The organism is Paenibacillus tianjinensis (genome assembly GCF_017086365.1).
Taxonomy (GTDB): Bacteria; Bacillota; Bacilli; order Paenibacillales; family Paenibacillaceae; genus Paenibacillus_AQ; species Paenibacillus_AQ tianjinensis.
The window spans coordinates 1,423,160-1,438,449 of sequence record NZ_CP070969.1 but is presented as its reverse complement, the minus strand read 5'-3'; the positions used below and the strand labels follow the sequence as shown (position 1 = coordinate 1,438,449).

The window sequence follows — 15,290 nt, the reverse complement described above, 5'->3', positions numbered from 1 at the left end:
GATAAAGCCAAACAACTTGTCTTCGGCCTTACCAACCCAAAAGTTTTCCGTATTTTTTCTATAGTTTTGTTACAGATTTTTTATATAAAATTCGGAATTCATAAGGCATCAATTCACCTTGATTTTCACCGGCTGGTCTTGTTTCCATTTCGCCGCTCATGGCATCGCACCATTCGCCGGAGAGGAATGGAAATTCGGCGGCAAGCGGGACCGGGGACACGTTCATAATCACAACCACATGATCTTCACCGTAATGGCGCTCATACGCCAGCAGGGAAGAACCTTTCTCGGCCCACAAGGTCCGGAACGATCCTGAAGACAGCGCAGGATGTTCTTTACGGATCAGGATGAGCTTTTGATAGAAAGAGAACAGCTCCCTGTCCTGCTTCTCGGATTCCCAGATCATGCACCTGCGATTGTCGGGATCGAATTGACCCGCAAGTCCCACTTCGTTCCCGTAATAAATGCTGGGCGCCCCAACAAAAGTAAACTGAAACGCGGTGGCTAGCTTCATCTTCCGCTTGTCATCACCACATAATGTCAACAACCGTACCGTATCGTGAGTATCCAAATGAATAAAGCAGCTCTCATTCACCTGCTGCGGATACCGCGCCAAATATCTGCCGATTTTTGCGGCGAACTCAAACGCATCATGATGCTCAAAAACGATAAAATCGAGGATCGCTTGAGCCACCGGATAGTTCATCACGCCGTCGAATTGATCCCCTTGCAGCCATTTCATCCCGTCATGCCAAACTTCCCCCAGAATATAGGCGTCAGGCTTCAACTCTTTCACTGCTTTACGGAATGCCCGCCAAAAGGTATGATCCGCTTCGTTCGCCACATCCAGGCGCCAACCGTCCACGTCCGCCTCTTCGATCCAATAGCGTCCCACGTTGATGAAATAATCCCTAACTTCCGGATGGGCCGTATTTAATTTGGGCATGGTTTGTTCAAAAGCAAACGTCTTATAAGTAGGAATGCCGTCCGTAACTTGAAGCGGCCACTCGTTAATGTGAAACCAGTCGTAATACTTCGAGTCCTTCCCTTTCTCCACAACGTCCTGGAAATAAGGAAACGTAACCCCGCAATGATTGAACACACCATCCAAAATAACGCGAATCCCTTGCCCATGGCAGACCTGCACCAAAGATTTCAGCGTCTCCAGTGACCCAAAGTGAGGATCGATCTTCAAATAATCCCTTGTATCGTATTTATGGTTCGACGGCGCTTCAAATAGAGGCGTAAAATAGATAACGTTAATGCCCAGCTCCGTCAAATAATCCAGATGTTCCATTACCCCCTGCAAATCTCCGCCAAAAAAATTGTAATACTCCGGTTGGCCGCCCCATACCTGTGTCCCTTGCGGATCATTACTACAATCTCCATTAGCGAAACGATCCGGAAATATTTGATAAAAAACCGCATCCTTTACCCAAACGGGCGGCTTGTGTATATCGATCGGATGCAGATAGGGGAACTCGAACAATCCCAAATGCTCCTTGGGCGAATCGGAATGAAAGCCTTTTTCGGTATACCAGATTTGATCATTCCCTTTTGTCAAAATAAACCCATAGGCGAGCCTGCCATACGGAGGGCGTACCGCTGCCTGCCAGTAGTCATACATCTCATCGCTCGCCAAAATCTCCATATTCTCTGTTGCCATGTCGCCCCAGGGTTTGCATTTATCTCCGAACAGGACATTCACCTTTAGGACATCATCTCTCTTTGTACGGATACGTAAGTGAACCGTTTGATCATCGTAACCATAAGCCCAGCAATCATTGGGACGGTGATAAATCGCTTCAAGCAGCATTATCAAACCTACAACTCCTTCGACATTTAAAATGTTAACTTTTCCATTACAAATCAGCCCTTCTCAGACCCTGCCATCAGCCCTTCAACCAGATACCGCTGCAATAAAATGAACAACAGGGTCAAAGGGATCGCGACCAGCACGCAGCCGGCGGCGAACAGCGTAAATTCCGTGGCGAACTTCCCCTGCACAATTTTGAACAGTCCGACAGCCAGCGTCTGTTTCTCCGGCGTACTTAATACCATGTTGGCAAAAATAAAATCGACAAAACCTCCGCTGAATGAAGTGAGGGCGATAAAAACAAGCATTGGCTTGGACAACGGTAGCATAATTCGCCGGAATACCGTAAAATTGCCAGCTCCGTCAATCCGGGCCGCATCGACCAGACTCTGCGGAACCGTGTCAAAATAACTTTTCACGTACAAATAGCCCATCGGAGCTCCGGCCGAATACACCAGAATGAGGGATAGATGCGTATTGAGCAGCTGCAGTTGCATGAGCAAAATATAAACTGCAATCATACTCATAAATCCGGGAAACATCCCGATGATGAGCAGTCCCAGCATCAGATTTTTACGGCCTTTGAACCGGAAACGGGAAAAGACATAACCGGTGATTGTAACCAGGAATGTGCTGAAGATCATCGTGAAGAAAGATACTTTGAACGTGTTGATGAACCACTGCGCGTACGGATACGTATTGAACAAATCCCTGTAGTGCTGAAGCGTGAACGTTGATGGAATCAAATGCTCACTGTATAAGGCGTTACCCGGTCTGAAGGAGGACATTACGACCCAAAGAGCGGGATAAATACATATGATGCCAATCACAACCAGTCCGACATAACAGAAGAAGTTGCCCAAACTCCATTTCAGCTTCGCGTCCGATTTTGTCATCTGTGCAAATCCTCCTCCTTAAATGCCTTCGTTCTTCGGATGTTTGCGATTGCAAAGGATGAAACAATGATAAATATGAAAATGCCTATAATTGAAGCAAAATTATATTTGCCGCTGTCCATCGTCAACTTGTATAGCCAGGTGATAAGAATATCGGTGCTGCCGGCGGATTGGTAGGCCGGATTTGCCGGATTCCCGTTCGTCAACAAATAGATCAAATTAAAATTGTTAATATTGCCGGCAAAGGACATCACCAACAGGGGGCCGAACGAGAATAGGACCGTCGGCAGAGTGATTGCATTGAATTGTTGAAACGGACTTGCCCCGTCAATCTGAGCAGCTTCGTACAAGTCCCTCGATATCGTAGATAAAATCCCAATAACCATCAGCATCGTAATCGGAAAACCAATCCAGATGTTCACGACGATTACCGTGAACTTGGCCCAGAACGGGTCCGTTAACCAGGGCAGGCCTCCCAGACCGAAATAACCGAGATATTGGTTAATCGGGCCAAACTCACCGTTAAACATGTTTCTCATAATGAGCAGTGAAATGAACTGAGGGATCGCATACGGAATAATAAATAAGGTGCGCCAAAAGCCTTTAAAGCGGATCCCTTTTTTCTGAACCATCAGGGCCACAACAAATCCGCCCGTAAATGTTGTCAACGTTGCGCACACCGTCCAAATAAGCGTCCAGAGCGCTACTCCGAAAAAGGTCTGATTCCAGGCTTTAATGGTAAAGATATTTTTGAAGCCTTCCAGTCCGATCCAACTCACCAATTTGGCTGGCGGTAGAAAATTCGGAGCCGAATAATTCGTAAAGGCCAGCAAAATCATGAACAAGATCGGCATCAATGTAAAAAAAACAACGAGTAAAACGGGGATAAATATGACCATCTGGGGGAATTTAGCCCCTTTAAGATACTGTAAAGTTTCCACAAAATGCGGCGCCTGCTCCCCCTGATCCCGCCTCTTGCCTATCAGGTAGGCATCGCGCACATTGGCAATATAAATGCTTGCTACGATCGCCATGGCTAAAATGACGATCATGCCCTCGATCAATAAAAAAATAGAGTGGTCGCCGCGGACATTGACATATACCTTCCCTACCTTTTCCAGGTGGTCGGATTTTTCCCCTAAAGTAGTTAACCCCCAAACAGCCCTGGGTAAAGAAAAGGCCAAGCCGATTCCGGCAATGTGCAAAAGGAATAACAGTACTCCTTTTACAAATTGTCGGTTGTACAGTTGTCCAAGCCCCATACCGAGCAACGATAAGATCATTGCCCGCTTTCGATGCTGGATCATTATTATTCATCTCCTGTTAGCAAAAAAGTGGCGGCGTCATCCCTATCATGAGATACGGATGACGCCAATAAATCAGGCAGGCCGCAGTTTATTGGTGCAAGGTTGCAATGCCTTCCTTGATACTCTTTACTGCATTGTCTAGTGTTTTCTGCGGATCTTCGCCTTTCCAAATCAACTCAAGCGCATTTGCCATTGGGGCCCATACCTGCTGCATCTCAAAGATTGACGGCATCGCGATGGAATGCTCAAACTGCTGGATCGCCCCGCTGACCATAGCGTTGTCTTTGATTGCTGCCTCGTTCTCCAAGCCTTTGCGGGCGGGAATAAAGCCGGTCACTTCAAAATTCTTCAGCAGCGCTTCCTTTGTTGTCACATATCTGGCGAATAATTTAGCCGCATTCGGATATTTGGAATACGCGCTAACATAATAAGCCTTGACGCCAGCGAATGTATTAGGCACCTTGCCGTTCGGGAACTTCGGCAGCGGTACCATGCCGACTTCAAAGGGGAGTTTGGAGAAATTGCCGATATTCCACACGCCGTCCAGATTAATAGCCAATTTCCCTTCCTGGAATAAAGCAGTTTTCACATCGCCTGTCGCATCGGCTGCTTCCATAGGCAAAATTTCACGCATAGCCTGAAAGTATTTCATTGCTTCAACGGCTCCCGCATTGTTCAGCCCGATATCCTCCGGATTGGTATTGTTGTCGCCAAAAACATATCCGTCATAACCCGAAAAGAAGGGGTACGCAAAGTAAAAGTTATTTAACTGCATCATAAATCCGTATTTCTTCGCTCCCACATCGTTATATGTCTTGGAGAAGCGGATAATGTCGTCCCAACTATTCAAATCCGACTCCTTGACCAGTTCTTTGTTATAGAACAAAGCATAGGTCTCCATATTGCGGGGATAGCCGTAAAGAATGCCGTCTTTCGTAACGGCATTCACCGCCGTCTCCTGAAATTCCGCTTTGGTCTCCTCTTCAAAGAAGTCATTCGGAAGGACAAAGCCGCCCGCTACCGCTTCGCTCAAATTGTCATGAGGAAGCACCAGCAGATCTGACGCCAGCCCGGCGGGGCCGTCGGTCTTCATCTTGGTCATCTGCTCCGGGGCTCCTTGTTCCTGGACCTCAACCGGAATGTTGTATTGCTCAGTGAATTGTTTGGCGATTTCGGTCAAGAAAGGAAGCCCGTCTTTTCCGTCCCAGACAAGTAGCTTGGCGCCGGGCTCCGGTGTCAGTTCATCGGCGTTTGCCGTAGTTTCGTTAATTGTGTTGGCTTGTTCTGCAGACTGGGGATTGCTCTCTGTCGTTTGCTTGGCTGAACATGCCACCGTACCGAACATAAATATAATGGCGATCAACAGGATATTGAATTTCCCTAATTTCATAAACAATAACCACCCTTCAATTGTTTAATAAAACGCTTTCAATGAAGCGTTAATCAAATGAGTAAATCTATATTTACTCATTTCGACGCTTATCCCCGCAAAAAACCTCCTTTCATTTTTATTGATTAATCGTTTAATCTAATTATAAAAAAATATAGCAAGAGAACACTATACTTTTTTACTATAAGGAATCGTGCTTTGCCGAACAGTAAGACTGACCGGAATAGTCACGTTTCTTGTGGAGGATACCCTTCCATTAATCTGATCGAGCAGCATGTTAACTGCTGTTTGGGCTTTGCCCAAAACGTCCTGCTGGATTGTCGTCAACGAAGGAATCATATACCGGGTATAAAATATATCATCGAAGCCGACAACGGATATGTCGGCGGGAACAGAGATACCGATATCATACAGACCTCTGATTAATCCCATGGCAGAAACGTCGGAAAAAGCGAATATTGCGCTGATTTTCCTTTTGCTGCTACCAATCTTTTGGGCCGCCTGATACCCGCCCTGAATGGAGGAAAACTCCTCAAACACCAGCTCCGGATCGCCCGGAGTGCCGCATTCCTGTAATGCCCTCAAATAACCCTGGTAGCGGTAATAGTTAACTCCGCCTTCCTCCAGCCTCCCTGTCAGCACGGCGATCGTCTTATGTCCTAAGCCGATCAAATGCTTCGTTCCTAAGTATCCCCCTGCCTCATCATCCAAATTGACTTGGTATAATTCAGGATTGGACAAGTAGCTGTCCAGAAACACGCACGGCACACCCATCTCCAGCACTTTTTGATAGGCGGAAGATTCGCCATAGGCACCGACGACAATAAGACCGTCAAGATGCCGCTGTTTCACAAAAGAGAAATCCTCGTCCTCATTAATGCCCTGCAATATGACCTGCACTTCGTGATGCCGCGCCCCATTCTCCACTCCACGCACAAGCTCCCAATAAAAAGGATTGTCCTGAAGAATTCCCTTCTCCAGAAAAGGAACAACGACGGCAATAAGATGCGAATTTTTGTTTTTTAGATTACGGGCCGAAGCGCTGAGAACAAACTGCTGTTCCTGAATGACTTTGTTCACCTTGTTGATGGTGCTTGCAGATACCCTGCCGGTTTGATTAATAACATTGGACACCGTAGCAACGGATACGTTGGCAATCCGGGCGATGTCTTTAATTGAAACTTTGTTATTCATAAAGGCTCCTCAATTTGATTAAACGTTACATCACCATAAACTGATTTAATCACCTATGGATTATTTAGTCAATGTTTTTTTTGGAATGACCCGCTTATTTCCCCACATCCCTAAATATGGGGGCAAATGTATCCAACAGTCGCTGATCACGGTATATCGTCCTTACATCTACATCGCACTTAAAAATCGTCCGTCTCCGAACCGAGAATATCAATCAACGTAATCTCATTACCTTCCTTATCAGTCCCAATCGAATTGTGGAGAGTCACGTCTTGAATCATAATATTTCATAAAAAGTATGAAAAAACAACAGCGGATCAAGTTATCTTGATCCGCTGCTGTGTCCCGTTCGCTCAAATGAGCGCTCTTAACATTATAGTGTCTTCACCGCCTAGAATTTTTCACGCAACTAATCACTTATTCGAGTATCTTGGTTGCAACATACGCAAGATCAATAATATCAACCTTATTATCGCCGTTCAGATCGGCGATCTTGGCCTTCGCCCAATCAGGGCTGGTGGAGTCCTTGCCGTAATAGTAAGCTACAATCGCAAGGTCACCTACATTGATGATTTTGTCATTGTTAAGGTCTGCAGACGCTGCCTTAATAACTGCTGCCTCGAAGGTTTCTTCTGCACTGACCAGTGCGGTTACGGCACTGTCAACCTGGTACTGTGTCGCACTTTGGTTGTCTTTTACAGCTTTTGCTGCGTTGATGGCAGCACCTAATGCATCTTTGGCTGCCTGCGGGTATTGGCCAGGCTGTGTGCCCACTACTGATGCGTCATACAGGCTCTGTGCCTTCGTAATGGTTGTTGTCAAAGCTGTCTTATCTACAACCACTTCAATACGGCCTATTGAAATGCTCTTACTGCTAAGAGCCGCCTCGATCACGGTCCCCTCAGGAGCAATGCCAAGCTTAGCCTCTGTAGCTGCAATCGTTCCGGTCGTATTCTGAACACCCGCCTTTACCTTGAAGGTGAGGTTCAGAACCGGCGTGCTCGCTCCAGATATCCCTCCGATATTGGCGGCAATGAGCCTAACTTTTCCCGCATTGGCTTTGTCCTCTGTAACAATCTGGATGTTGTTGTCTGCACCTGCCGCACTCACATATTCAAATAGGTTGGAATCATAGGTCAGGGTGATATCCTCGGCAAAAACCCTTTGTTCCGCATTGTTCAGGCTTACTGCCACTATAAAGCTGCTTCCAGGATTCACACTGCTGTCTGCTGAAAGTGCAGCCGTAGGTACTTGAGGCTCAACGGATGGTGTTACCGTTACATTACTTACCGCTGTTTGATTACCATCCGCTGTTGTTACCGTAATGACTGCATTTCCTGCAGCTATTGCATGAACGGTTACACTTGTTGTACCTGTTGAAGAATCATAAACAGCACCCGTTACGGTTGCAACACCTGTATCGTTTGATGAGAAGGTTACTGTTTTGTTTGTTGCATCTGCAGGGGTTATTGTTGCCGTAAGTGTTTCGGTTGAACCTGTGGCCAAACTCAATGAACTCTTGTCAAGTGTTACTCCTGTCACGGCTACACTGCTTGATGGCCAGACAGGATCTGCGGTTGAGCTGCTTGTGGTTAAATAGATCCGGTCTATTGCAAGTCCATCTTCCCTTCCCCAGAAGTTCAATTCATGCTCGCCAGCAGTAACATTCAAAGTAGCTCCACCAAATATACCGCCGCTGTTACCACTGATATTAGCCCATTTAAACTGACCACCGCTAACCCCTTCAATACCATTGCTAGTGAATTTATACTGATTATCTAATCCAACGTGGATGGAATCCGAATCGAATCCAAGCGTCTTGACAAGTATCCATACGTTGTAGGTTCCTGCAGTCGTAAAGTTGATTTTATATCCAAGTCTGGAATTGGCAGCGAGAGAGGCAGCATCCGTAGCTGACGCAGCGAATCCATTGTTAGGCCCGAAAAACATAGCTTTCGTGGACTGTCCGTCAACAAGCGACCAGGTATGGCCGTTTATGGTGCCATATACATAGGCGGTGGCTGTGTTTTCTGCTGCTGTTTCGGCTTCAATGGCCACTACGGCAGGCGTATTGACCACTACAGTAATTTGAGCTGTTACAGCGGCACCCACTGCCCCCTTAAAGCTTACAGTAACATTGGTTGTTCCGCTTGCTTTAGCCGTTATAGTACCGCCGGCAACATCCGCAATAGCAGGACTTGAATTGCTATAAATTGCTGTTTTTGTTACATCTTCCGTTTGTCCATCAACATATTCTGCTATTACTTTAAAGGTTGCAGTTTTGCCAGAATCCAACACGACTGAAGCATTGTCAACGGTAATCTTCTTTACCGTCAGTTCACTGTTCAAATCTTTCACAAGCATATTAAGAGTATCCGTTTTTCCGCCGTAGGTTACGTCAATGCTTGTGGAGCCATAGCCCACCCCAGTGACAACTCCGTTATTTACGCTTACAATACCGCTTTGTGCCGGTGTTGCAACGGCCTCAGCAGTAACATCTGTACTTGTTCCATCGGCGTATATTGCTGAAACCTTCATGTTTGCCTGATTGGTTCCTGTAACAATATCAATCTTTTGTTTATCGATGGATGCGTTGATTGCAACTAAATCATGAGCAGCGCTCTTTTGCTCGAACTGCCAAGAATCTACCTTGAAGAGATTACCCGTTGACGATCCCTTGTATACCATGTATAGATCATGGACTCCTGTAGCACCAGAAATACTTGTTGTTTTTGTCTTCCAACTACTTTCACCGCCTGTGTTGGAAACTGGAAGTGTCCCGATCAATGTGCCATCAGCACTATCAAGATACAGCTCTATGTTTCCGCCACCCGAACCACTTGCAACATTGGCTTTAAATGTTCCGGCGCCTGTAGCTCCAAAATCAACTTTGGATACGGCCGTCCAGTCCCCATCATTTATGTTGCTCACAGCCAGATTTATACTGCTTACCATACCTCCGGGTTCGGTACTGCTCTCAGTGGATATTCCTCCATTCCAGCCTATGGTTTCTGCCTCAACCCTTGTATAGGGATCAAGATTTTTCAACTGCGGAACACCTGTATAATCACCTGTAATATTCTGAATGACTCCGTTTGCATCAAAACTTACCTTATTGATGTGTGCGTTGCGGTATCCATGAGGTTGCCCGCCCATTTGTGGATATGAACCACTCTCTGCCATTGCTTTTGCAAGGGTCTGCGCGTGGTAGGTCACATACCACTGATTGTTGAATTCAAAAATCGCATGGTGGTTGTTACCTCCCGCACCAAAGAAGGTAGCAGGGTTTGGCAGTATGGTTTTGACAAAGGTAAATGGCCCCATTGGGTTGTCACTTACCATATAAGCAATTGTTCCCGTAGGAATATCTGACGGATGCCCACTAGAGAAGTTAGTACAATAGGAGTAATAATACTTCCCGTTATATTTGTGGATGCCTGAATCTTCAAACAACCACGGCGGATTGATTCGTCCAAGAGTACCGCCGCTAGCATCCAGATCCAAACTGATCATATCCGCACCAAGCTTTGCAACACGTGCGGTTCCCGGATCAGCATCTTTCCCCGCCGGAATACCGCCGCCGAAATACAGGTAACCGCTTCCATCATCGTCAACCAGTACTGCAGGGTCAAACAGCCAGGTAACATCACTTGCCCCAGGAGTACTTCTGCTTACTAATTGCTTTCCAATTGGATCTGTAAATGGTCCGATCGGACTATCCGCTGTGAGCACTCCAATGCCGCTTCCATTATCCGCAAAATAAAGGAAGAACTTCTCCTTGCCATCTATCGTTTTATGTGCAGCCGACGGCGCCCAGGAGTTGTTTGCCCATTTTGCCGCACCTTGTGGTCCGGCTGCAAGGATTTCACCGTGGTCTGTCCAGTTCACCATATCATCGGACGAAACAACCGTAATCTTATTGATCTTACTGTATCCGTTATCCTTAACTGTCCCGTCAGCATTGTACTCCAATACATCATTTGTCATGTACACATAAACTCTGCCGTTATAAACCATCGCAAATGGATCGGCACCAAACTTTTGTGTAAATAGCGGATTGCCGTTGCCAGGCGTTTTAGCCAGTGCTGGAGTGAGCGGTGATGCTGCAGCCTGTACCCTTACCGTAGCCGGGTTTGATACGAATGTAAGAGTGACAACCATCATCATCGCAAGCAGTTTATTCCATATCTTCATATAACGACCTCCATCATCCATTAGTTGGTTAACCATTGCATTACTTGTTCAATAACCTGTATATGATGACGGCTGCTTCCGCTCTTATCGCCGTATCATTTGGCTTAATCATGCCATTGTAGCCCTTGATGATTCCTTCCTTGACCAGTTGAGTCAAGGGGCTTACTGCATAAGCTGCTACCTCACTGGAATCACTGAAACTGTTTAAGTCTGAAGCGGACTCGTCTAGCATTCTTCCGGCAATTTTCATTGCTCGTGCGGCTGCCACCATCATATCCTGTCTGGATATGCGCTTCTTCGGCCCGAACTGGTTGTCGCCCGTTCCCTGAGCAATTCCAAGTTTTTTTGCTATCCCTACCTCCTTGTAATAATAGTCGGACTGTTCTACATCATTGAAATTGCCGTCTACTTCTGCATGAAGTTTAAATACCCTGACCAGCAAGCTAATGAAGTCTGCCCTGGTGATGTTATCTCCCGGATTAAAGGTCGTAGCTGACGTTCCCTTGATTATTCCCGAAGAAGCAAGAGCTTCTATCTCCGTTTTTGCCCAATCATAGCCTGCCAAATCGTCGAATTTGGTTCCATAACTGTAGACAGTTACTGTCAGATTCGGATCCAGTGCTTTCACGGATACCAGCTTAATGTGGGCATTTCCCTGAGCCTTCCCTTTGAAGACGATGGTACTCAGGGCCGTGCTTCCTTGCTCTCCTGCCTTCTTTCCTATTTTTGTGAAGGCTATAGTCATTTTTCCGTTATCTGTCTTCGGCGGTATAAAAAAACCCTCCAGCTTTGATTCCGCCTTATCCAACTCAACAATATCAGGATCGAACGTAATCAAAGCTTCATAGGCATAGAGGCCTTTTAAGTTGCTTCCATTCAACGTAACTTTCAGTATTTGATCAGGCAAAGCGTTTTCTGCACTTTTACTCAGAGTGAAATCTGTATTCCCTTGTGCATATCCTGCGCCGGGTATACAAGCAACGATCATGGCTGCAATTACATACATTACGATTAATTTCCTCATGTTAAACTCCTTATCGTGAGAATAGGGGAAGTAAGGCATCATACATGATCATAGGCATTGCACTGGATGTATTCGGCATGTGGATTGGAGGAAACAAGTTTTTCAATTAAGTATTAATTAGTAGGAGGGGAGTGGCGTTGGCGAAATTAAAGCGCTATCAATTCCTTGAAAATTAATAGTCGTATGCGACCTAAAAAAACGAGATGATGCCCATCGTGGCAAGAAGAACTTCTTCTTAATCACAGTAATCAGCTTGCCTATCCCCCCCCCTGTTTTATATTGTTTTCATTATAACTGCGACATTAGAAAATCACGCTGGAATTTGTTTTTCAAAAAGTGGATTTTTTGGTTCAAAACCAAAAAAAATCAAACGGCTTTACAAACCAAAAAAGACACGGAAGTACAACTCCATGCCTTTAAGAAGCAAATCTCACGTTTCGCTGAACTAGCTGTTGATGATAGACAAGTATTGAAGCAAGTTCTTCAACGTCTTGTCAAGAAAGTGGCGTTCAAGGACGACGGGACCATCAAAGATGTGTGAACAATCACCGCTTCGCCTTTTAAAACTCATAATACAGCTTCATGAGCGCCCTTTTCTCAATCCGCGAAACATAACTCCGCGAAATCCCCAGCTCCTTCGCGATCTCACGCTGCGTCCGCTCTTCCCCACCGGTGTCCAGGCCAAAGCGGCCGACGATTACCTCTTTCTCCCGGTCATCCAAAATATCCAAATTGCGGTAAATTTTACTCTTCTCGATCTTCAGATCCATTTCCTTCACAATATCATCCGCATCGGAACCGAGGATATCGATCAGCGTAATCTCGTTCCCTTCCTTGTCCGTACTAATCGGATCATGCAGGGATACGTCCTTTTTGGACTTTTTAAGCGATCTCAAATGCATGAGGATTTCATTCTCGATACAGCGGGCGGCAAGAGTTTCGAAAAAATTAATATTAACGGTTGTTGTAAAAAATGCTTCTTACACTCCTTATATATGAAGGCGATAAGGCGCCAAGGTAATAACGCTAGGGAATAGCGTGCTGAGGTGATTCCCCCAGTATTGTTCTTCAAATAAACAATCAACTAGGAGTGGTAGAAAAATGGCATACACCTATTCAAAAGTAACAGCAAGCAACGGTGTGGTTCTTCAATCCATTAAAACTTCACCTAACGAGGTTTACATGAAAGGACTACCGGGCGGTTCGACAATTCCAGGTCAAAGTAGTGATGGAATCAATGGAAGTTTCTTTGATTTCGGAACAGGCTCTCTACTGACAATTGCTGTAAATAATGATATTCCGGTTGGTCCCGGCACCAAGGATGATTATGGTAGTGGTTATCAGAACGCTGGTTATGCTCGCGGTACATTAGTGTGGGATTCCCGTGAGCAACAATTCTCTGTACAAATTGTCAGCTCTGCAGCCAGCCTCAACGTCATTAGTCGCTATCAGTATTGGGCACAAGGCGGAATTAGTATGACTTTAGGTAATGATTCGACATGGGCTTCTATTGCAGATCAGCAGAATATGCCGAATCGTACGGGTAACGCTATGCGTGCGGGGCTGGTTTATAACAACACCAATAACATTTGGCTGGTAGTTACCAATACTTTGTGCACTGCAGCTCAGTTCCGCAGCGCTATCAAAGAAAAGATCGGTTCTGGCACATTGGTAAACGGGATTTTTCTGGATGGGTCTGGCTCTGCTCAGCTTAAGGCTGGTACAAACGTTGCCACGGGGGATGGCCGAAAGGTTTTCTCTATGGTTGCATTGCGGTAAACTAATATATTTCTCAATCTAATAAATAATAGGAGTGATTAATTATGGCATTATATGAATATGCAAAATTTGTTAAGGTTCTTGCAAGTAATAGCGGGCGCGGATTCCAGGCAACGGTACAGTTGCCGAGTACCAAGACCATGCCTTCGATTGGGTCGTATATTACGGCTTACGTTGGACTCGGTCCGCTTGAGGCAGGGGTGTCTGTTCAAAATGATCCAAAATTTAAGGATTCTTCCGGTGCTTATAAATGGCATTGGACCGTTGCATCTGAAACTGCAAATGAGACAGGTGGATCAGGCCCTATGCTGCAGTTCAGTGACGGAGAAATCATCAATCTTAAAGTAACTATCGACGATACTGTAGACAGCCCTACCTACAAAAAAATGATTTTCCAGGTGAATAATCAAACAGTCTACAAGACTGCTAATGACTACATGAATCAAAACTTTACAACGGGTACAACTCCTTCGCCGGCCGACTATACCGTCACTTCTGATTTGGCGAACTCCCGAATCTATGCGTCACTTAAAGCTTAAGCAAGGACACAGCAAAACTCAAGATGCACACGAACAGGCACCGATATTTTATCGGTGCCTGTTTTTGGAATAAGAGAATTTTTAATTTTGACTTTACAGGTTTTTTTACGATCCAATCGGTTGTTCCTCATCAATCTCTCTAACAAAGTTCTTATTCTGGATCACCTGAGCGCTGCTCTGCTGTGATCCCAGGACCGACATCTGTCCATCAGAATTGGCAAATCCATATTGGACCATATGCGTAAACAGGTCTACATTAAAAAATACATATCTCTTGGACAACTGGGGCGCCGAACCGTACTGTTTATCGATTTGATAGCCGAACAGTTGAGTGATATCTTTGGAAGCAGATTTCTTAGTGGTATCCAGATTGGCTTCCCACATCAGCTTGGCTTGACCGCTCTTGATCTCATAATAATAAACAAGATCTGCTGTTTGAATAAAATAACGGTCCGATTTTCCTTCCGGAAAATAATAGGTTGTATTCAATCCTTCATCATCTGCCGTCAACATAGGCAATCCGGAATTATGAATAGGAAACTGTAAGGCAGCAATCCGGGATATCGCCAGGTTATCGCTCTTATAATTTTCAGTCAGGACAGAATTGGCGCGGTCGGAAATGGTAATTAGCTTGGTCAATGAATTTAATTCAACATTGTAATTTAATGCCTCCGAGACAAACCGGATTGGAACAAGGGTTCTTCCGTTTATTATCGTAACAGGTACATCTAAGCTGACGGATTTATTATTAACTATCGCTACGCTTTTACCTGCGGTGAGAAGAACAGTGGAATCCCCTTTTTGCAGCTTAAGCTGTTTATTCGTAGAATTCCAATTCATCTTGATCCCGTTGAAGCTTTGAATGGCCTTCACAGGTATAAGCACCCGGCCTGAGACCACCTGTCCATCATAAGAAGTACTTGAGCCGCTTCTAGACACTTTATAAGAAGGACTACTAGCGAATGAAGAGCCTAGCAATGTAGACGATAAGGCTACAGTAAGCAATAAGCTGGCTGCCACTTTCTTTTTCATTTAATTTTCCTCCTTTTTGGGAATCATCTGGTATGACGCACTCCAAATATCCTGAATATGCAGATGTTATACTGACGCTGTGAAGCCAGAAAAGTTGCAATATATGGATTATTTTAGAA

The 15,290-nt window shown here is 45.3% G+C and carries 11 protein-coding genes and 2 pseudogenes; 3 read left to right on the top strand and 10 right to left on the bottom strand.

Annotated features, from left to right (window positions below):
- Window positions 1-58: 58 nt before the first annotated feature.
- The 8 genes and pseudogenes from JRJ22_RS06350 to JRJ22_RS06315 all read right to left on the bottom strand — a co-directional run bounded on the left by JRJ22_RS06350 (window position 59) and on the right by JRJ22_RS06315 (window position 11,821).
- The gene (locus JRJ22_RS06350; RefSeq protein WP_206105001.1) at window positions 59-1,816 is read right to left on the bottom strand and encodes an alpha-glycosidase; all 1,758 of its coding nucleotides are present in this window, start codon (window positions 1,814-1,816) and stop codon (window positions 59-61) included.
- Window positions 1,817-1,869: 53 nt separating this feature from the next.
- Window positions 1,870-2,712: a sugar ABC transporter permease gene (locus JRJ22_RS06345; RefSeq protein ID WP_054939453.1), complete on the bottom strand. Its 843-nt coding sequence runs from the start codon at window positions 2,710-2,712 to the stop codon at window positions 1,870-1,872.
- Complete coding sequence (locus JRJ22_RS06340; RefSeq protein ID WP_206103713.1) at window positions 2,709-4,019, bottom strand: carbohydrate ABC transporter permease; 1,311 nt, start codon at window positions 4,017-4,019, stop codon at window positions 2,709-2,711. The genes JRJ22_RS06345 and JRJ22_RS06340 overlap by 4 nt, the downstream gene beginning before the upstream one ends.
- An 88-nt stretch (window positions 4,020-4,107) precedes the next feature.
- Complete coding sequence (locus JRJ22_RS06335) at window positions 4,108-5,409, bottom strand: sugar ABC transporter substrate-binding protein (RefSeq protein ID WP_206103712.1); 1,302 nt, start codon at window positions 5,407-5,409, stop codon at window positions 4,108-4,110.
- 168 nt (window positions 5,410-5,577) lie between these two features.
- Window positions 5,578-6,603: a LacI family DNA-binding transcriptional regulator gene (locus JRJ22_RS06330; protein WP_206103711.1), complete on the bottom strand. Its 1,026-nt coding sequence runs from the start codon at window positions 6,601-6,603 to the stop codon at window positions 5,578-5,580.
- A 185-nt stretch (window positions 6,604-6,788) separates the two neighbouring features.
- Window positions 6,789-6,878, bottom strand: a pseudogene (locus JRJ22_RS06325) (RNA polymerase subunit sigma-70); the annotation flags it as partial.
- Window positions 6,879-7,020: 142 nt separating this feature from the next.
- Window positions 7,021-10,797: a carbohydrate-binding protein gene (locus JRJ22_RS06320; RefSeq protein WP_206103710.1), complete on the bottom strand. Its 3,777-nt coding sequence runs from the start codon at window positions 10,795-10,797 to the stop codon at window positions 7,021-7,023.
- A 40-nt stretch (window positions 10,798-10,837) separates the two neighbouring features.
- Entirely contained in the window at window positions 10,838-11,821 is a 984-nt protein-coding gene (locus tag JRJ22_RS06315; protein ID WP_206103709.1) for an S-layer homology domain-containing protein, read from the bottom strand.
- A 322-nt stretch (window positions 11,822-12,143) separates the two neighbouring features.
- Here JRJ22_RS06315 and JRJ22_RS06310 point away from each other — a divergent pair, with 322 nt between their 5' ends.
- Window positions 12,144-12,362, top strand: coding sequence for a hypothetical protein (locus JRJ22_RS06310; protein ID WP_232381046.1), 219 nt, complete (start codon window positions 12,144-12,146; stop codon window positions 12,360-12,362).
- A 19-nt stretch (window positions 12,363-12,381) separates the two neighbouring features.
- Here JRJ22_RS06310 and JRJ22_RS06305 read toward each other — a convergent pair.
- Window positions 12,382-12,759 (bottom strand): annotated as a pseudogene (locus JRJ22_RS06305) (sigma-70 family RNA polymerase sigma factor); the annotation flags it as partial.
- Window positions 12,760-12,922: 163 nt separating this feature from the next.
- Between JRJ22_RS06305 and JRJ22_RS06300 the strand changes: the two are divergent.
- Both JRJ22_RS06300 and JRJ22_RS06295 read left to right on the top strand, forming a co-directional pair.
- Window positions 12,923-13,600: a hypothetical protein gene (locus JRJ22_RS06300; RefSeq protein WP_206103708.1), complete on the top strand. Its 678-nt coding sequence runs from the start codon at window positions 12,923-12,925 to the stop codon at window positions 13,598-13,600.
- 44 nt (window positions 13,601-13,644) lie between these two features.
- Window positions 13,645-14,139: a hypothetical protein gene (locus JRJ22_RS06295; RefSeq protein WP_206103707.1), complete on the top strand. Its 495-nt coding sequence runs from the start codon at window positions 13,645-13,647 to the stop codon at window positions 14,137-14,139.
- Between the two features lie 105 nt (window positions 14,140-14,244).
- On the opposite strand, the gene JRJ22_RS06290 is transcribed toward JRJ22_RS06295, so the two are convergent.
- On the bottom strand, window positions 14,245-15,171 hold the full coding sequence (locus JRJ22_RS06290) for a copper amine oxidase N-terminal domain-containing protein (RefSeq protein WP_206103706.1): 927 nt from the start codon (window positions 15,169-15,171) through the stop codon (window positions 14,245-14,247).
- Window positions 15,172-15,290: the final 119 nt, after the last annotated feature.